The organism is Brachybacterium sp. 107, from assembly GCF_052379725.1.
In the GTDB taxonomy this organism is placed as follows: Bacteria; Actinomycetota; Actinomycetes; order Actinomycetales; family Dermabacteraceae; genus Brachybacterium.
Genome location: NZ_JBQSYW010000001.1, coordinates 356,441 through 373,055 on the forward strand (window position 1 = coordinate 356,441; position 16,615 = coordinate 373,055).

15 protein-coding genes are annotated in these 16,615 nt (G+C 70.8%); 6 read left to right on the forward strand and 9 right to left on the reverse strand.

Translation table 11 applies throughout. The features are described from left to right. Nucleotides 1-61: 61 nt before the first annotated feature. The 8 genes from ACT3UL_RS01580 to ACT3UL_RS01615 all read right to left on the reverse strand — a co-directional run bounded on the left by ACT3UL_RS01580 (nucleotide 62) and on the right by ACT3UL_RS01615 (nucleotide 8,526). Nucleotides 62-1,096, reverse strand: coding sequence for a zinc-dependent alcohol dehydrogenase family protein (locus ACT3UL_RS01580; RefSeq protein WP_444576370.1), 1,035 nt, complete (start codon nucleotides 1,094-1,096; stop codon nucleotides 62-64). Between the two features lie 19 nt (nucleotides 1,097-1,115). After that, nucleotides 1,116-1,895 carry a hypothetical protein gene (locus ACT3UL_RS01585; protein WP_444576371.1) on the reverse strand — a complete coding sequence of 260 codons (780 nt, stop codon included), beginning with the start codon at nucleotides 1,893-1,895 and terminating at the stop codon, nucleotides 1,116-1,118. Next, nucleotides 1,892-2,839, reverse strand: coding sequence for an ATP-binding cassette domain-containing protein (locus ACT3UL_RS01590; RefSeq protein ID WP_444576372.1), 948 nt, complete (start codon nucleotides 2,837-2,839; stop codon nucleotides 1,892-1,894). Before ACT3UL_RS01590 ends, ACT3UL_RS01585 begins: the two co-directional genes overlap by 4 nt. After that, entirely contained in the window at nucleotides 2,826-3,218 is a 393-nt protein-coding gene (locus tag ACT3UL_RS01595) for a GntR family transcriptional regulator (protein WP_444576373.1), read from the reverse strand. The genes ACT3UL_RS01590 and ACT3UL_RS01595 overlap by 14 nt, the downstream gene beginning before the upstream one ends. A gap of 155 nt (nucleotides 3,219-3,373) precedes the next feature. Next, on the reverse strand, nucleotides 3,374-4,426 hold the full coding sequence (locus tag ACT3UL_RS01600; RefSeq protein WP_444576374.1) for a GNAT family N-acetyltransferase: 1,053 nt from the start codon (nucleotides 4,424-4,426) through the stop codon (nucleotides 3,374-3,376). Next, nucleotides 4,423-5,184, reverse strand: coding sequence for a class I SAM-dependent DNA methyltransferase (locus ACT3UL_RS01605; RefSeq protein ID WP_444576375.1), 762 nt, complete (start codon nucleotides 5,182-5,184; stop codon nucleotides 4,423-4,425). The genes ACT3UL_RS01600 and ACT3UL_RS01605 overlap by 4 nt, the downstream gene beginning before the upstream one ends. Nucleotides 5,185-5,292: 108 nt before the next feature. Then, nucleotides 5,293-7,248 (reverse strand): glycoside hydrolase family 2 protein, encoded by a 1,956-nt coding sequence (locus ACT3UL_RS01610; RefSeq protein WP_444576376.1) that lies wholly within the window; start codon nucleotides 7,246-7,248, stop codon nucleotides 5,293-5,295. Between the two features lie 150 nt (nucleotides 7,249-7,398). Continuing rightward, a complete protein-coding gene (locus ACT3UL_RS01615) occupies nucleotides 7,399-8,526 on the reverse strand; it encodes a LacI family DNA-binding transcriptional regulator (protein ID WP_444576377.1) in 1,128 nt (375 codons plus the stop codon). Between the two features lie 506 nt (nucleotides 8,527-9,032). Here ACT3UL_RS01615 and ACT3UL_RS01620 point away from each other — a divergent pair. Both ACT3UL_RS01620 and ACT3UL_RS01625 read left to right on the forward strand, forming a co-directional pair. Next, nucleotides 9,033-10,595 carry a DEAD/DEAH box helicase gene (locus tag ACT3UL_RS01620; RefSeq protein WP_444576378.1) on the forward strand — a complete coding sequence of 521 codons (1,563 nt, stop codon included), beginning with the start codon at nucleotides 9,033-9,035 and terminating at the stop codon, nucleotides 10,593-10,595. Further along, complete coding sequence (locus ACT3UL_RS01625; RefSeq protein WP_444576379.1) at nucleotides 10,592-11,035, forward strand: rhodanese-like domain-containing protein; 444 nt, start codon at nucleotides 10,592-10,594, stop codon at nucleotides 11,033-11,035. The genes ACT3UL_RS01620 and ACT3UL_RS01625 overlap by 4 nt, the downstream gene beginning before the upstream one ends. Nucleotides 11,036-11,109: 74 nt before the next feature. On the opposite strand, the gene ACT3UL_RS01630 is transcribed toward ACT3UL_RS01625, so the two are convergent. Continuing rightward, nucleotides 11,110-12,663 (reverse strand): long-chain-fatty-acid--CoA ligase, encoded by a 1,554-nt coding sequence (locus ACT3UL_RS01630; protein ID WP_444576380.1) that lies wholly within the window; start codon nucleotides 12,661-12,663, stop codon nucleotides 11,110-11,112. A gap of 264 nt (nucleotides 12,664-12,927) precedes the next feature. Here ACT3UL_RS01630 and ACT3UL_RS01635 point away from each other — a divergent pair, with 264 nt between their 5' ends. From ACT3UL_RS01635 to ACT3UL_RS01650, 4 genes are all read left to right on the forward strand, one after another. Then, nucleotides 12,928-13,320 carry an ArsR/SmtB family transcription factor gene (locus ACT3UL_RS01635; RefSeq protein ID WP_444576381.1) on the forward strand — a complete coding sequence of 131 codons (393 nt, stop codon included), beginning with the start codon at nucleotides 12,928-12,930 and terminating at the stop codon, nucleotides 13,318-13,320. Next, on the forward strand, nucleotides 13,317-14,363 hold the full coding sequence (locus tag ACT3UL_RS01640) for a cation diffusion facilitator family transporter (RefSeq protein ID WP_444576382.1): 1,047 nt from the start codon (nucleotides 13,317-13,319) through the stop codon (nucleotides 14,361-14,363). The genes ACT3UL_RS01635 and ACT3UL_RS01640 overlap by 4 nt, the downstream gene beginning before the upstream one ends. A 119-nt stretch (nucleotides 14,364-14,482) precedes the next feature. After that, complete coding sequence (locus tag ACT3UL_RS01645; RefSeq protein WP_444576383.1) at nucleotides 14,483-15,088, forward strand: hypothetical protein; 606 nt, start codon at nucleotides 14,483-14,485, stop codon at nucleotides 15,086-15,088. A gap of 54 nt (nucleotides 15,089-15,142) precedes the next feature. Next, entirely contained in the window at nucleotides 15,143-16,543 is a 1,401-nt protein-coding gene (locus tag ACT3UL_RS01650) for an FAD-binding oxidoreductase (RefSeq protein ID WP_444576384.1), read from the forward strand. The last annotated feature ends 72 nt before the right edge of the window (nucleotides 16,544-16,615 follow it).

Consider the following 16,615-nt stretch of genomic DNA (forward strand, 5'->3'; position numbering starts at 1 on the left):
TGCGCCGCCCGATGCGGGGTTCCTCTCGTGGCGCGTCGTCGTGCTGCGGCGTCGCCGCTCGTCAGCGCAGGCGGGCCACGGTCATCCCGGCGGTGGTGGGCGGCTGGTCCATGGCGAGCATCGCCGCGGGCAGGTCCTCGAGGTCCAGGATCCGGCCGACGGTGCGACCGAGGTCCAGGCGTCCGCTCGCGATGTCGGCGAGCAGGTCGCGGTACTCGGCGACGGCGAGGCCGTGGCTGCCGAGGATCTGCAGCTCCTGCCCGATCACCTGCCCCATCGGCAGGGCGGGGTCCGCGTCCTCGCCCAGCAGCAGCCCCACCTGGACGTGCCGGCCACGGGGGCGCAGCGAGCTGATCGCGGTGCGGGCTGTCGCCGCGGAGCCCAGGGCATCGAGGGTGACGTGGGCGCCGCCGCCGGTGGCCTCGCGCACCCGCTCGACGATGTCAGGACCGGACGCGAGGGCCGTCGCGCCGAGCTCGGCGGCGGCCGCGAGCGCGTGCTCGGAGACGTCGATCGCGACCACGTCGGCGCCCGCGGCGAGGGCGACCATCACGCAGGCGAGGCCCAGTCCGCCGCAGCCGAACACGGCGACGCTCTCCCCGGCGCCCACACGGGCCTGGGTGAGCACGGCGTGATAGGCCGTGCCGACGCGGCAGCCGAGGCCGGCGGCGAGGGTCATGTCGATGCCGTCCGGGAGGGCGACGAGGTTGTGGTCCGCCTCGATCACCACGACCTGCTCGGCCCAGGAGCCGGGCAGGTCGAAACCGGGCTGGTACTGGTCCGGGCACACCTGGGGCGCTCCGGCGAGGCACTGCTCGCAGCGTCCGCAGGAGAGGATGAACGGTGCGGTGACCCGGTCCCCCGGCGCGAACCGCGTGACGTCGGCGCCGACCTGCTCGACGACGCCGGCGAACTCGTGGCCGGGGATGTGCGGCAGCTGCACCGAGTCGTCGTGCCCCTGCCAGGCGTGCCAGTCGCTGCGGCACACCCCGGTGGCGTGCACCGTGATCACGGCGCCGCGGGGCGGGCACTCAGGGTCGGGGACCTCGACCAGGGACGGCTGCTCGCCGAAGGCGTCGTAGCGCACTGCTCTCATGGGTCCATCATGACGCAGGTCAGGTGATCGACTCGAGTCGCTGCTGGACTCCGGAATCCAGCTGGCGGATCCACGTGCGCATCCTGGACCGGAGCACGACGGTCAGCACGACGAATGCTCCGAGGAGGACCGTAATAGCAAGGGCCGCTCCGACGAGATCATCGACTCTGCTCCACGTGAGCAGCATGAGAGGCAACATCATGACGAATGCACCGAGCAGCCCCGCCAGGAAGTAGATCAGGACGCTGAGGACTGCCGCGTCCCATCCCGGCCGGCGTGTAAGGCAGTCTGCACCCATCAGGATTCCGGTCAGCAGAAGCGCCAGGCCCGCGTACAGCACGGCGATCACCGTCGTCACCAGCGTGGAAACCCCTGGTCCGGTCGACACTTTGAAGGTTGGCCCAGCACCCGTGCTGTCATGGCCCAGTGCGACCGTGATCAGGGTCGCGGCGCCCATGGCCAGGAGGATCACCACGGACTCGGCCGCGATCAGCGCGACTCTCCCTCGCACCCGGTCCGCCCGGGTCGTCCCTAGGCTCGCCCGCAGCTCTTGGCGATCGATCGTGTCCCCGCGACCGTAGCGGTACCAGGCCAATGCGGCCCAGATCGGGAGGAGCCCTGCGAAGCCGTCTGTGAAGAAGGCTGCGAGGACGAGGCTGATCGCGCACGTGAAGAGTGTCGCTGTGGCAGTTCGAATGTTCAGACGCAGGTCGACGAGGAATGCGCGACGTAGCGCGCCCGGTTGCGGTGCTGTGACGGAACCTCCTGCCGGCGTTACCGAGGAGTTGTGTGTCGTCATGAGGTCCTCCTCCGGGATTTTCCCTTCTCGGCATGTGCCCCACGGAGCCAATGCGTCACGAGCTCGCTCAAGCCGGGTCGGCGCAGAGCCGCCTCGGGGGACAGCCCGGCGGCGTCCTCCACGGCGATGAGAGCTCGAGAAGTGCCACCGGCGGTGGCCGACCCGATCAAGGGTGAGCCGGGGCCGTCGAGCTCGGACGCCTCCCCAGGCAGTTCGATGAGGAGGAACTCCTCGCACAGCGACTCGACGTCGCCTTCGAGGGCATCCTGTCCCTCGACGATGATCACAAGGTGATCGACGAAACGGTCCATCCCGTCGAGATCGTGGGTGGCCAGCAGGATCGAGCGGTTCTCGCGGGCCATCATGCTGCGCAGCTCATCCAGAAGCTCTGTCCGTGCCAGCGGGTCGAGGTGAGCCAGGGGCTCGTCGAGGATCAGCAGATGTGGATCCTGTGCGAGGGCGGCGGTGACACCGAGCTGGGTGACCTGCCCTCGCGAGAGCTCGCTGCGGCGCCGTGTGAACGGCACGTTCCGTGCTGCAAGTCGGGTTTCGAAAACACGAGCGTCAACACCGCGACCGATCCGACTCTGAAGGCGCAGTACGTCCTGCGCCGTCCAATGCCCGGGATAGGCGGGGACATCCGGTACATAAGCGGCAGGCGGCGGGAACACCACGTCGGCTGGCCCCATGGCGGTGCCGAGCACGTTGACCGATCCTTCCGCAAACGGCAAAGTGCCGGTGACGGCACGCAAGGCTGTGCTCTTACCCGCTCCGTTGGACCCGACCAAGGCGGTCACTTGACCAGCAGGGGCGGTGAACGTGAGCCCACGAAGCGCCTCGAGCGGGTCAGCATAGGGCTTCGACCATGCCGGTACCCGAACCCGGAGATCACGAACAGAAACTGCGTTGGGCGTGTTCATACCGATCGTGTCAGGGACGTTCATCGCTGCCCTCCTCCTCGATCAACTGCGTAAGGCGGGCGCGGATCTCGTCCGCACCGATACCGGCGGTGCGGGCGGTGCGAACCGCTTCGGCGAGGGCGCCGTCGATGCGCTCCAGGGCGCGGCTGCGCACCTGGTCAGGCTGCTGGGCTCGGACGAACACGCCCTTGCCGCGCACGGCATCGACGAGCCCGTCGGCCACCAGCTCGTTGTAGGCGCGGGTGGTCGTGATGACGCTGACCCGAAGATCACGGGCGAGGACCCGGATCGAGGGCAGGGCCTCACCGACAGAGAGGTCGCCCCGCAGGATCGCCTCGGCGAGGCGGGCACGGATCTGCTCGTAGATCGGTTCGGGAGCGGACGGGTCGAGCGGGATGTGCATGCTCCCCACTCCCCTTCGTCCAGAACGACCAACTGCCCCTACTGTCCATATTCACTATGAACAGTAGGGGCAGTGGTGTCAAGCGGGCGGGGTCAAGCCGGTGGTGCCACAAGGAGCCGTCGATGTCCGGAGGCCGAGCGCGGCGAGGGCAGCGGTCAGGCGACCGGCTTCTCGTAGGTCGCGTACACGCTCTCGCGCACGAAACCGAGGGCGTCGTAGAGACGGGTCGCACCGGTGAGCGATTCGGCGTCGACTTCGAGCTCGGCACTCGAGTACCCGGCCTGCGATGCCGCCTCGAGGGTCCGCGCGAGAACTGCGCGGGCGATGCCGCGACCGCGGGCCGATGGCCGCGTGCCCACCAGGGCGATGTGCAGCACCCCGGGCTTGTCCTCGGAGTTGATCACGTAGCCGAGCACGGTCCCGTCCGCGTCGATCGCGATGCTCGAGAGCTCGCGGCGGGAGGTGTGGGAGGACCACCAGATGTTCCAGCGCTCCGCGGTCACCGGGGCCGATCCCCAATGGTCGGCGAACGCATCGAGGTGGGCGAGGCGGGTGGCCTCTCGCTCCGAATCCTCCGGGGCGCTGACCCGCACCCCCGGCAGATCGACCGTCGGGAGAGCCGCTCCGGGCAGCTCGCGCACCATGGTCAGCCAGCTGCGGGCGCGCTGGTAGCCGCGCTGGGCGAGGAGCGGGCGCACCTCTGCGCCGCCGATGAGCGGGGCGACCGTCGGTGCGTTCGCCTGTGCTTCCGTCGCGGCGTCCGCCTGTCCGTCGACCTCGGGATCCCGGCCTCCGGAGACGCGGAACACGGCGACCTCGACGTCGGGGTGACGCTCGGCGGCCAGCTGGGCGGCGCGGGCCTCGGCCCAGGTGAACAGTTCCGTGCCCAGCCCCTGGCGGCGGCGAGCGGGGTCGACCGTGCCCATGAGCTGGCAGCGCACCCGCCCCTCCGAGTCCGGGGCCGTCGAGACGTCGACGGCGCAGAAGCCGAGCAGCTCCTCCCCCTCGCGCACCGCCACGGAATCGCGGGCGAGGTCGAGGTCGGGCATCGAGAGCCATTCGCGGATGCTCGGCTCCTCGGCCGGCTCGCCGGACTGCTCGACGGCGTCCACGCGGTTCAGCAGGGCGGTGAGGGCCGGGACGTCCTCGAGGGTCAGCGGGGTCCGGGTCAGCGCGGCCGAGGTCAAGGTGTTCGTCGTCGTGGTCACCGCTCCAGTGTAGGGAGCCGGTAGACGCTCACGTGGCTGCGGGACTCCGCCGTGAACTCCGTCCGATCCCAATCCGCCCAGCGGCTCTCGAGCGTGAAGCCGGCCAGCTGCGCCATGAGGTCGAGCTCGGAGGGCCAGATGTAGCGCTGCGGGGTGCGGCCGATGCTCGCCTCGCGGGAGCCGTCCACCTGAGGATCGAAGCGCACGTGATGGGAGACGAGGATCTGGTTCAGGGTGTCGTAGGTGTCCACCAGGAGGTAGCCGGGCTCAGAGACTTCGAGGGTGCCGCCGGTGCCCGGGGTGAGGGAGCGCAGATCCGGCACGTGGAGCTCGATCACGAAGCAGCCTCCCGGGGAGAGGTGCCGGGCGGCGTTGCGGAAGCACTGGACCTGCTGCTCCTGGGTGAGCAGGTTCCCGATCGTGTTGAACACGAGGTAGACGAGGGAGTAGCCCTCCCCCGCGCTCGTCGTGGTCATGTCGCCGGCGATGACGGGGATCTGCTGCTCGTCGGCCTTCTCGCGCAGCCGGGCGATCATCGCCTCGGACAGCTCGATGCCGGTGACCTCGACCCCGGCCTTCCGCAGTGGGATTCCGACTCGACCGGTGCCGATCGCCAGTTCGAGGGCCCGGCCCCCGGCGGCGAGCGACCTCAGGACGTCGATCGTCGGCCCCAGCACTTCTGGGGCGAACATGCCCTCGCCAGGGGTGTCGTACTCGGCGGCGGTGCGGGCGTCCCACAGGCGTGATTGATCGACCATGTCCCCATCGTGGAGCAGAGCGCCCGGGGCGTCACGGGAATATCCGTGGCGCCCCGGGCGGATCCCGGCCTCAGCCGGCGGGCGGGCGGGTGGGGATCTGCTGCGGGATCAGGCGTCCTGCTCGTAGGCGGCGGTCTTCTCCTGCACGGCGCGGAGCCGGGCCAGATCGAGCTTGCGGCCGCGCTCGAAGTCGACGATGCCGTTCTTCTCCTGGAACACGTCGGTCATCTGCGTGTAGCAGTAGGCGAACATCAGCGGGTCCTCGAGCAGCACCCGGGTGAGCCCCTCGAACCGCGTGTAGAGCTCCTCCTCGCTGCGGATCCGCTGGCCGTAGCCCCAGGACTCGGCGGCATTGTTCCCGGCACGGTCCGCCTCCTCGGCCTTCCTCGCCTCCTCCTCGTTCCACCAGATGCCGCCGTACTCCGAGACGAAGTAGGGCTGACCGGCGTAGGGCAGCGAGAAGGCGCCGTCGGCGAAGGGCATCTCGTCGGGCCCGAGGTCGCGCCGGTTCGCGAAGGGCTCTCCGGCGGCGAGGCCGGACTGCTCCTCACGGAAGCGCTCCGGATCCTGCTCGTAGGAGTGCGAGTCGTAGATGTCCGCCCCACGCACCCGGTGGGAGTAGCCGGAGGCGTCCAGCACCGGGCGCGTGGGGTCGGCGAGCTTGGTCGCGTCGTACATCGCCTGGGTGACCGCGTCGAGCTGGGTGATGCGGTCGTGCATCAGCTGATGGGTCTCGTTCAGCGGGCACCAGCCGATGATCGAGGGGTGGTTCAGATCGCGCTGGACCGCCTCGACCCACTGGCCCACGAAGGTCGCCGGGGGCTGCTGGTTGTCGCCGTCCGGTCCGAAACCGTGCACGCCCCAGTCGCCGAACTCGCCCCAGGTGAGGTAGCCGTGCAGGTCGGACCAGAAGTGCATGCGCTGCTCGAAGACCTTCTGGTGCAGGCGCGCGCCGTTGAAGCCGGCTTCGAGGGAGAGGCGGATGTCGGTGGTCATCGCCTCGTCGGTCGGGGAGGTCATGAACGACTCCTCCCAGTAGCCCTGGTCCAGCACGAGTCGCTGGAAGACCTTCTCGCCGTTGATCCGGAACTCGTGGTCGCGCAGCGAGGTCGAGCGCAGGCCCGCGTAGGAGCGGACCTCGTCGAGCACGGAGTCGTCCGCGTCGAGCAGCCGCACCGTGAGGGCATAGAGCTCGGGAGCTCCGGGGCCCCACATGCGCACGGCGTCCTCGGGGAACACGAGCTCGAGGTGCGGGGCCAGGTCGAGGTCGGCGCGTACGGCGGCGCGGGCCACCTCGTCGCCGCCGGGCACGGAGGCCACGACCTCGAGGCGGGAGCCGGGTGCGGTGCGGGCCAGCGGCACGTCGAGCGCGAAGGAGCGCCCGCCGAGCGAGGGCAGGATGCGCAGCGAGCGGATCTCGTCGGCCGGGACGCCCTCGAGCCACACGCTCTGCCAGATGCCGGTGGTGCGGTGGTAGTTCGCGGCCGTGGGCTTGAACTCGTGGGACTGCTTGCCGCGGGCCTGCGGGACGCCGTGCGGGTCGCGGGCGCGCACCACGATCTCGACCTCCGCGCCAGGGCCGACGGCGGGGACGGCCGAGAGATCGGCCGAGAATCCGGTGAAGCCGCCGCGGTGGCGGGCCACCTCGAGGCCGTTCGCCCAGACGGTCGCATCCTGATCCACGGCCTCGAAGCGCAGGATCGGGCGCAGGCCCTCCCAGTCGACGGGGATGGTGACGGTGCGGCGGTACCAGACGGCCTCGAGGTAGTCGCGGTTCCCGATCCCGGAGGCCTCGGTCTCCGGGGCGAAGGGCACGAGGATCTCGGAGTCCAGCTCACGCTCGAGCAGGCCGCGGTCGCGCCCGGAGTCGCCCTGGTCGATCTCGAACTGCCAGGTGCCGTTGAGGGTGAGCCAGTTGGGGCGGTGCAGCTGGGGGCGCGGGTGCTCGGGGCGGGGCACGTCGGTCACCGCGGACAGCGGGGCGTCGAGCTGGGCGGCGAGCTCGTCGGCGCGGGAGAACAGGGAGCTCAGGTGCTCCGGGAGTTCGGGGGTCTGGGCGTTCACGAACGGCTCCTGGGATCGGTGGTGCTCGGCGCTGAGTCTCCGACGCGCTCGAGGCGCCGGTACGGATCGGTCAGAAGCCAGTCAAGCGCACCCGCCCCATGATTGCAACGTGGGAAAGCAGGTTTTTCAGGGCGTTCTCGCGGCCGACGGTCACGACCGGGTGGACTCCCGCTCGATCAGACGGTGGGCGATCACGGTCTCCGCCCCACCCGTGCGTCCCGCCCCACCCGTTCGGCTCGCCGCGCCCGGTTGTCCCGCCCCACCCGTTCGGCTCGCCGCGCCCGTCCCGCCCGCGTCGGCGCCCACCGTAGCCTGGCCTGCGTCCCGCTCGGCACCCCGCTCCGCGCCGGAGATCGCGGCGGCGAGGGCGGCCGCGACGAGGGAGTCGAGGTCCGGGGCGACCGAGGTCAGCGTGGGCACGGACCAGGTGGCCTCGACCATGTCGTCCCAACCCACGACGGCGACGTCCTCCGGGACCCCGATCCCCCGCTCACGCAGGGCCGCGAGTGCGCCGATCGCCAGCAGGTCGTTGCCGGCGACGACGGCGTCGAAGGCGATGCCCTCCTCCAGCGCACGGAGCACCTCGTCGCGCCCGGACTCCCGGTCCCACGCGGCGGTGGCCCGGATCAGGGCGCGCTCCTGCGGCAGGTCGGCGAAGCGGCTCGCCGCTGTGAACCCGGCCAGGCGGTCCGTGCCGGTTGAGCGCACCGCGCCCTCCGCGCCGAGGAACAGGAGCCGACGATGGCCGGCGCCGACGAGGTGGCGGACCACGTCCGCTGCGGAGGAGACGTTGTCGATCGCCACGTGCACGACGTTCGGGGCGGCCGTGAGGCTCTCCCCCAGCAGCACCACCGGTGGTCCCGAGCGGCGATCCAGGAGATCGGAGGGCTCGAGCGCGGAGGGCGAGATGATCACCGCGTCGACCGGGCGCGCGGTGCGGCCGCGCACATGGGCCCGCTCCACCTCGGCGCTGTGGAGCGACACCTCCACGCTCACCGTGTAGCCGCGCTCGCGGGCGGCGGCCTGCATGCGCTCCGCGAGGCGGGCGAAGTAGGGGTTCTGGAGCTCGGGGACCACCAGGGCGATCGACTTCGTGGGGCCGCCGCGCAGGTCACGACCGATGTGATTGGGCACGTACCCGAGGTCGTCGATCGCCGCGAGCACCTTCTCCCGGGTGTCGGCGCGCACCACAGGGCGTTCGTTGACGACGTTCGAGACCGTCTTCCAAGACACCCCGGCGCGCTGGGCCACGTCCTTGATGCTCACTCTGCGTGCCATCGCTCGCTCCTCGTCGATCCTGTCAGCCCTGTCGACCCTGTCGATTTGCCGGGTCGCTATCGGACTCCGACCATCTCACGTGGGAAGGATACCGGCTCCCACCAGCCCTCCGAGGCGGTTCCACGCGACACCGGGCAGTGCCGATCGACACCGGGTGGTGCCAGGGTCGGGCGGTGCCGGGAAGCCCCGGGGTCGGGCGGTGCCCGCCCCGGGCGGAAACGACGCGGGGCGGCGTCGACGCGGGGGGGATCCTCGCTCCGCGTCGCGCACGTCACCTGCGGCGGGGCCGACGGCCGCGCGCGGACAGTGGTATCTCACATCCTGCGCGTCGATCATTCCCCCTGGACGGAGGCGGGTCTACCGTTGCTGCTGCGTGCCGTCATCCCGCCGCGGCACAGGTCCCACCTCACGGTGGTGACAGCGCAGCCTCTGAGCCGCTGCCACGGCAGCGCCCGGGCACCGGACGCATCGGGCGGGATCTGCATCTTCAGAACGGATCACCTTTCGTGACCTCCCCCGATTTCGCACGCCTCGGCGTGCCCGCTGTCCTGGTCGACGCCCTCGCGCCCCAGGGCATCACCCAGCCCACCCCCATCCAGGCCGCGACCCTGCCGGACTCCCTGTCCGGACGCGACGTCCTGGGCCGGGGCCGCACGGGCTCCGGCAAGACCTACGCGTTCCTGCTGCCCCTGGTGGCCCGTCTGATCGCCGAGCCCCGTCGTCGGGTCTCCCGTCGGCCGCGCTCGCTCATCCTCGCTCCCACCCGTGAGCTCGCCTCGCAGCTCGCCGAGTCCCTCGTGCCGCTCGCGGAGGCCACCGGCCTGCGCAGCACCGTCGTCTTCGGCGGCGTCGGCCAGAACCCTCAGGTCAAGGCCCTGTCCAACGGTGTCGACGTGCTCGTCGCCTGCCCCGGGCGTCTGCTGGACCTGATGGGCCAGGGCCACGTGGACCTCGGCGGCGTCGAGATCACCGTCATCGACGAGGCCGACCACATGGCCGACATGGGCTTCCTGCCCATGGTTCGCAAGATCCTCGACAAGACCCCGCCGAAGGGTCAGCGGATGCTGTTCTCCGCCACCCTCGACTCGGGCGTCAACAAGCTCGTCAAGCAGTTCCTGCACGAGCCCGTCACCCACTCGGCGGACCCGGCCTCGAGCCCCGTCGGCACCATGGAGCACCACGTGCTCGAGGTCGACGGCAATGCGCGCTTCGACGTGCTGCGTGACCTCGCCGCCGCTCCCGGTCGCACGATCATGTTCACCCGCACCAAGTACGGCGCGAAGAACCTCGCCCGCAAGCTCGCCGCCCGCGGCGTGGACGCGGTGGACCTCCACGGCAACCTCTCGCAGAACGCCCGCACGCGGAACCTCGAGGCCTTCGGCTCCGGCACCGCGACCACCATGGTCTGCACCGACATCGCCGCTCGCGGCATCCACGTCGACGAGGTGGCCCTCGTGGTCCACGCCGACCCGCCCGTCGAGCACAAGGCGTACCTGCACCGCTCGGGCCGCACGGCCCGCGCCGGCGAGTCCGGCACCGTGATCACCGTGCAGACCTCGGATCAGAAGCGCGATGTGAGCGATCTGATGCGCAAGGCCGGCATCAAGCCGACCTACCACCCGCAGGTCAACCCCTCCTCTTCCGTGCTCACGCAGCTCGCCCCCGGCGAGCGCACCGAGATGCATGAGCCCCGTGCCCCCGAGCCGGCCGAGCGCCCCGAGCGCACCAGCGGCGGACGCGGCGGCCAGGGCGGTCGCGGCGGACGCGGCGGCCAGGGCGGTCGTGGCGGCCAGAGCGGCGGCCGTGCTGGTCAGGGCGGTCGTGGCCAGGGCTCCGGCGAGCAGGACGCCCGCTCCGAGAGCGGTCAGCGCTCCGGTGGCGGTCAGCGCTCCGGTGGCGGCCGACGCGGTGGCCAGGGCGGTCGTGGCCAGGGCGGCGAGGGCCGTCCCGCACGCAGCGGCGGCCGTCGCGACAGCGCCCCCGCGCGCTACACGACCAGCTCCGAGGGCTCCGGGAACGGCTCCGCGAGCGGTGGCCTCGCGGCCTTCTCCTCGGGACGCAACCGGTGACCGAGGCCGGCGCCGGGCGGCGCCGGGCCGAGGCTCCTGCGTCCCACACGATCGAGGAGATCCTCGACGCCGCCCGTCTGGGCGTGGAGCGCATCGAGCCGACCGCGCTGCCTGATCTGGTCGAGCTGGGTGCCCACGTGATCGACATCCGCCCTGCGGCGACCCGGGAGTCCGAGGGACATATCCCCGGGGCGACCGTCATCGATCGCCTCGTGCTCGAGTGGCGGCTGGATCCCAGCAGCGCGCACCGGATGGACGGCGGCCCGGAGCACGACGACACGATCGTCGTGGTCTGCAACGAGGGGTACTACTCCTCGCTCGCCGCTCGTGACCTGCGGGATCTCGGGTTCGAGAACGCCACCGATCTGATCGGCGGCTTCCGCGCCTACCGCGACGCAGGCCTGCCCACGGACACAGAGGCGACGCGCGTCGTCGTCTGACGTCGAAGGACATCAGGGCCGGGATCGGCACCCTCACGGTTGCCGATCCCGGCCCGTTCGCTGTCAGGTCGGAGTCAGCTCAGCTCGCGCTTGAGGATCTTGCCCGTCGCGGTCATCGGCAGCTCCTCGAGGAGCACCACCTCGCGGGGGTACTTGTAGGACGCCATCTGCTCCTTGCCCCAGGCGCGCAGCTCCTCTGCGGTGACGGAGGCGCCCTCCTCGAGGATCACGAAAGCCTTGACCTCCTCGCCGTGCTCCTCGTTCGGCACGCCGACCACCGCGGCGAGCGAGACCTGCGGATGGGAGATCAGCACCTCTTCGATCTCCCGCGGATACACGTTGTAGCCGCCGCGCACGATCATGTCCTTGGAACGGTCCACGATGAAGTAGAACCCGTCCTCGTCGCGCTTGGCGAGGTCGCCGGTGCGGAACCAGCCGTTGCGGATGGCGGCCTCGGTGTCCTGGGGGCGACCGAGGTACCCGGTCATGATGTTGTGGCCGCGGACGGCCAGCTCCCCGACCTCCCCGACCTCGGTGACCTCGGCCCAGTCCGGGTCCGCCGGATCGATGAGCTTGGCCTCGATGCCCCAGATCGGCAGACCGATGGACCCCGGCCGCGGCCGGTCGGGCAGGGAGAAGAAGGCCACCGGTGAGGTCTCGGACAGCCCGTAGCCCTCCCGGATCGAGATCCCGAGCCGCTCCTTCGCGCCGTTGAGGATCTCGAGCGGCAGGGCCGCGCCCCCGGAGATGCCCAGCGTCAGGGTCTGCGCGAGGGTCTCCGCCGCGGCGCTGCCCTCGAGCGCGTGCAGCAGTCCCCACCACATCGTCGGCACCGCCGCGAAGAGGGTGACCTCGTGCTGGACCAGCAGGTCCAGGGCCTGCTTCGCCTCGAAGCGCGGCAGCAGCACCAAGGTGGCGCCCATCGAGAAGCCGGCATTGAGGTTCACGGTGGCACCGAAGGTGTGGAAGAGCGGGAGGGCCACCAGATGGGTGTCCTTGCCCGGCACGGTGCCGAACAGCCGGTTGCAGGTGAGCGCGTTGATGAGCTGGTTCGAGTGGCTGAGCTCGGCGCCCTTGGGCTTCCCGGTGGTGCCCGAGGTGAACAGGACCACCGCGGTGTCGGTCTCCCGGGCCTGCACGGTCTCGAAGGTGGGAAGCATCCCGGCGACGGCTTCGGTGAGCGTGGGCACGCCCTCGTAGGGGCTCGTCGCAGCAGGGTCCGCCGTCATCAGCACCATACGGGGCGGGGTCTTCGCGGCGAGGGCGCCGTCATGGCAGTACTTCCCGATGGGCAGGTCCTCAGTCCCCTCGAAGCAGAACAGTGCCTTCACGTCGGCGTCGTCGAGGTAGTACGTGACCTCCCGAGCCTTGTTCAGGACGTTCAGCGGGACCACGACCGCGCCGGCCTTGAGGATGCCGTAGTAGACGATCGGGAACTGGGGCAGGTTGGGGCAGCTCAGCGCCACCCGGTCGCCGGGCACGATGCCTTGCGATACCAGCAGGTTCGCGACCTGGTTCGCGGCGGCATCGACCTGCGCGTAGGTCAGGCTCAGCGGGCCCAGCACCAGTGCGGGGCGATCAGGGAAGGTACGGGCGCTGTCCTCCAGCACCACGGAGAGGTTGTACATGTGCAGTCTCCTTCGGACGACGGTGTCTCGACGATCGCTCACGATACGGGACCCCGGGTGCCGCTCAACCCACCTCCCCGGCCGCCCTGTCCCGTCGGCCCCGACGAACGGATCACCTTCCACACTTCGCTACTTGCGCAACTGACGAACTCGTATCAGGATCGATGCCGCACCCGGCACGCGGGAACCGCCCGAGAAGCGGTCCGGGGCCGACGTACTCGCACCCAGCACCAGTACCCAGTACCCAGTACCCAGGAGACATCGATGGACGGACCCCGCTCGCCCGGCCAGCAGGACCCCACCGAGCTGCAGCTCGCCGCCGCAGCGGACACCTTCGCCCTGCTCGCCTCCCCGGCACGCCTGCACCTGGTCAGCCTGATGAGCACCGGCCGGTTCGACGTCGGCGCCCTGGCCGCGAAGGTGGGGCTCAGCCTCCCCACGATCAGCCAGCACCTCAGCAAGCTGCGGCTGGCCGGCATCGTCTCCGCGCATCGCGAGGGCCGCCACAGCTTCTACACCGTGGAGGACCCGCACGTGCTCTCGCTCGTCGAGCAGATCTTCGAGCACATCGCCCCGGACGGCACCCTCGCCCCCGATCCCCCACTGTCCGGATCACCCGCTCAGCCCGACCCCTCCGACAAGGATTCCCGCTCATGACCGTCCCACCCCCCGACGCCGCCCCTCAGCGGTCGACACCCGGCCCGACAGTGGACCTGCGGAAGTTCGCCTGGCTCTCCATCGTCACGGCGATCATCACGATCGTGCTGAAGACCGGCGCCTGGGCGATGACGGACTCCGTGGGGCTGCTCTCCGATGCCGCCGAGTCCACCGTGAACCTCGTCGCCGCCGTCGTCGCCCTGATCGCCCTGACCGTCGCCGCCCGCCCCGCCACCGAGCGCTTCCTCTACGGCCGGGCGAAGGCCGAGTACTTCTCCGCCGCCGTCGAGGGTCTGATGATCTTCGTGGCCGCCGCGGTCATCATGGTCACCGCCGTCGAGGGTCTGATGATCTTCGTGGCCGCCGCGGTCATCATGGTCACCGCCGTCGAGCGCTTCGTGAACCCGCGCCCGCTCGAGAACCTCGGCATCGGCCTGGTCATCGTGGTGATCGCCTCCGTGCTCAACGGCGGCGTCGCCCTGGTGCTGCTGCGCGCCGGCAAGACCCACAACTCGATCACCCTGCGTGCCGACGGCAAGCATCTGATGACCGATGTCGTCACCAGCGCCGGCGTCCTGGTGGGCGTGGGACTGGTGGCGCTGACCGGCTGGGAGCGGCTCGATGCGCTCGTCGCCTTCGCCGTGGGAGTCAACATCATCGTCACCGGCATCAGCCTGCTCACCGAGTCGGTGTCCGGACTCCTGGACAAGGCCCTGCCGGATGAGGACCACGAGGTCATCACCGAGATCCTGCGCCGCCGCACCGATGGCATGCGCACCACCTTCCATGGCCTGCAGACCCGCGAGGCCGGCCGGGAGCGCTTCATGACCGTGCACGTGCTGGTGCCCGACGAATGGACCGTCAAGCAGGGCCACGACTACATCGAGGACCTCGAGGACGAGCTCAAGGGCGCTCTGCCCGGCCTCACCGTGCTCACCCACCTCGAGCCCATCTCCGATCCGGCAAGCTACGAGGACATCCCCGAGGCGCACGTGCCGATCCACGGTGATGACCACGACCCCACCCGTCCGCCGCGGGTCTGAGGAGTCCAGGCAATGCTCAGGGCTCAGGGCCGACGGAGGCGTCCGACGTGGAGGACCGGCGAGGATCGTCCGCCCTCGGGCCTACGATGTGCCCATGAGCCGGCCGACGAGGAGGACGCATGAGTCAGAACCCGTACGACGCGCAGAGGCCTGACGGCCGCACTCCGCCCACGCTGTCCGGCGAACTGGTTCCGTTGGGATACGTGGATTCCGGCCAAGTCGGGACGGGCGCCCGCAGCTACGATCCGCTCGCCGGGTCCCAGCATCAGGCGTACGCGCCCGTGCAGCCCTACGGTCCGCCGCCCGGACACCCCGGCATGGTCATGCCGCCGGCGTACCTTCCAGCACAGAAGAGCGTGGGCGTGGCCTTCGTGCTCACCTTCTTCTTCGGCCCGCTGGGAATGCTGCACTCCACGGTGGGCGGCGCCCTGGTGATGATCGGGATCGACCTGGTCCTGGCTGTGCTCACCGGCATCGTCGTCTTCTTCATCTCACTGATCACCCTCGGCATTGGCTCCGTCCTCGTGATCCTCGCGCCGCTGGTCGGCATCCCGACCTGGATCGTGAGCATGATCTGGGGCTGCGTCGCCGCCTCGAAGCACAACGAGCACGTGCGAGCCCAGCTCGGCATGCAGTTCGCCGCCGGCGCGCAGTCTGCATCCGCCGGGCAGTTCGCGCCCGGAGGGCAGCAGGGACCGGGCGGGTACGGCCACTCCGGGTACTGACCCCGTCGCCGACCTGCCGCCCCGCGGCCTGTGCACCTCGCCCAAGGAGCATCCGTGACCAGCACCGAACCATCCGGCCCCTCGACCTCGCTCGACGAGCTCGCCGCTCGCCTGCGTGACCAGCTCGGCGAGGACGCGGTCCCCCGGGTCCCCGACGCGAGCTACGGCGCGGATCGCGGAGTGCGTCCCGCGGCCGACGCGCGGTTCGTGCTGGTCCTCCCCCGAGATGTCGAGGGGGTCCAGGCCACGATGCGTCTGGCGAGCAGCACGGGCACTCCGGTGGTGCCGCGAGGTGCGGGCTCCGGGCTCTCCGGCGGGGCCACCGCCACCGACGGCGTGATCGTGCTGAGCCTGGAACGACTGACGACGATCCGCGAGATCGATCCCCTCGACGAGGTCGCCGTCGTCGAAGCGGGCGTGATCACGGCGGATCTCTCCACTGCCCTCGCCCCGCACGGCGTCTTCTACGCCCCTGACCCGGCGAGCGCCCGGATCTCCACGATCGGCGGCAACATCGCCACCAACGCCGGCGGGCTGCACTGCGCGAAATACGGGGTGACCCGCGAGTCCGTGCTGGCTCTCGAGGTCGTGCTCGCCGACGGCACCCTGCTGCGCACCGGGCACCGGTCGATCAAAGGCGTCACCGGCCTCGACCTCACCCAGCTGCTGATCGGCTCCGAGGGAACCCTCGCCGTGGTGGTGGCGGCCACGGTGCGGGTCCATCCGCTCCCGGTGGCCCGCCGCACCGTGCTGGCCCGCTTCCGCTCGGCCGCTCAGGCAGCCGCGGGGGTCGGGGCGATCTCCCGCAGCCCTGTGCGCCCGGCGGCGACCGAGCTGCTGGATGCCGGAACTCTCGCCGACATCGACTCCTACACCGGAGCGCAGATCGCGGACGCCGACAGCGCGATGCTGCTGCTCGAGCTCGACGGCTACGGCATCGAGGAGCAGGCGGGCGACCTGGTTCGAGTCCTCACCGACGCCGGGGGGACCGTGCGCGTCATCGAGGACGAGACGGAGGCGGAACAGCTCTGGGAACTGCGCCGCTCCAGCCGAGCCGCGGGAGGCGGCCGGGCACGCCTGGGCGAGGACGTGGCGGTGCCGAAGTCCCGACTGCCGGAGATCCTGGCGGAGCTGGAGGCCATCGGCCGCCGCCACGGGGTGCGCACCTCCGTGGTCGCCCATGCAGGCGACGGCAACCTCCACCCCGCCTTCTCGTTGCCCGGCGTGCCCGAGGATCCTGCCGCCGAGCTGCCGGACGCGATCCTCGACGCGGCCGACGACCTGGTCCGGACTGCTCTGGACCTCGGCGGCACGATCAGCGGCGAGCACGGCATCGGCACCGCGAAGCAGCGCTGGCTGGGCCTCGAGCTCTCAGCCGACTCCCGGGCCCTGCAGCGCCGGCTGAAGGACGCCTTCGACCCTCAGCACCTGCTCAATCCCGGCAAAGCGCTGTGAGAGCGCGAGTCCGTCGATCTCGCATGTCCCGCTGGAGCAGTGGCTGCGGGCCGCACCCGTCGGCCGACGCAG

Bases quoted from the DNA above. Each gene is read 5' to 3' on its own strand.
- ACT3UL_RS01580 (WP_444576370.1), bottom strand. From the start codon at position 1,096: ATGAGAGCAGTGCGCTACGACGCCTTCGGCGAGCAGCCGTCCCTGGTC.
- ACT3UL_RS01645 (WP_444576383.1), top strand. From the start codon at position 14,483: ATGAGTCAGAACCCGTACGACGCGCAGAGGCCTGACGGCCGCACTCCG.
- ACT3UL_RS01630 (WP_444576380.1), bottom strand. From the start codon at position 12,663: ATGTACAACCTCTCCGTGGTGCTGGAGGACAGCGCCCGTACCTTCCCT.
- ACT3UL_RS01635 (WP_444576381.1), top strand. From the start codon at position 12,928: ATGGACGGACCCCGCTCGCCCGGCCAGCAGGACCCCACCGAGCTGCAG.
- ACT3UL_RS01590 (WP_444576372.1), bottom strand. From the start codon at position 2,839: ATGAACGTCCCTGACACGATCGGTATGAACACGCCCAACGCAGTTTCT.
- ACT3UL_RS01615 (WP_444576377.1), bottom strand. From the start codon at position 8,526: ATGGCACGCAGAGTGAGCATCAAGGACGTGGCCCAGCGCGCCGGGGTG.
- ACT3UL_RS01605 (WP_444576375.1), bottom strand. From the start codon at position 5,184: ATGGTCGATCAATCACGCCTGTGGGACGCCCGCACCGCCGCCGAGTAC.
- ACT3UL_RS01595 (WP_444576373.1), bottom strand. From the start codon at position 3,218: ATGCACATCCCGCTCGACCCGTCCGCTCCCGAACCGATCTACGAGCAG.
- ACT3UL_RS01585 (WP_444576371.1), bottom strand. From the start codon at position 1,895: ATGACGACACACAACTCCTCGGTAACGCCGGCAGGAGGTTCCGTCACA.
- ACT3UL_RS01640 (WP_444576382.1), top strand. From the start codon at position 13,317: ATGACCGTCCCACCCCCCGACGCCGCCCCTCAGCGGTCGACACCCGGC.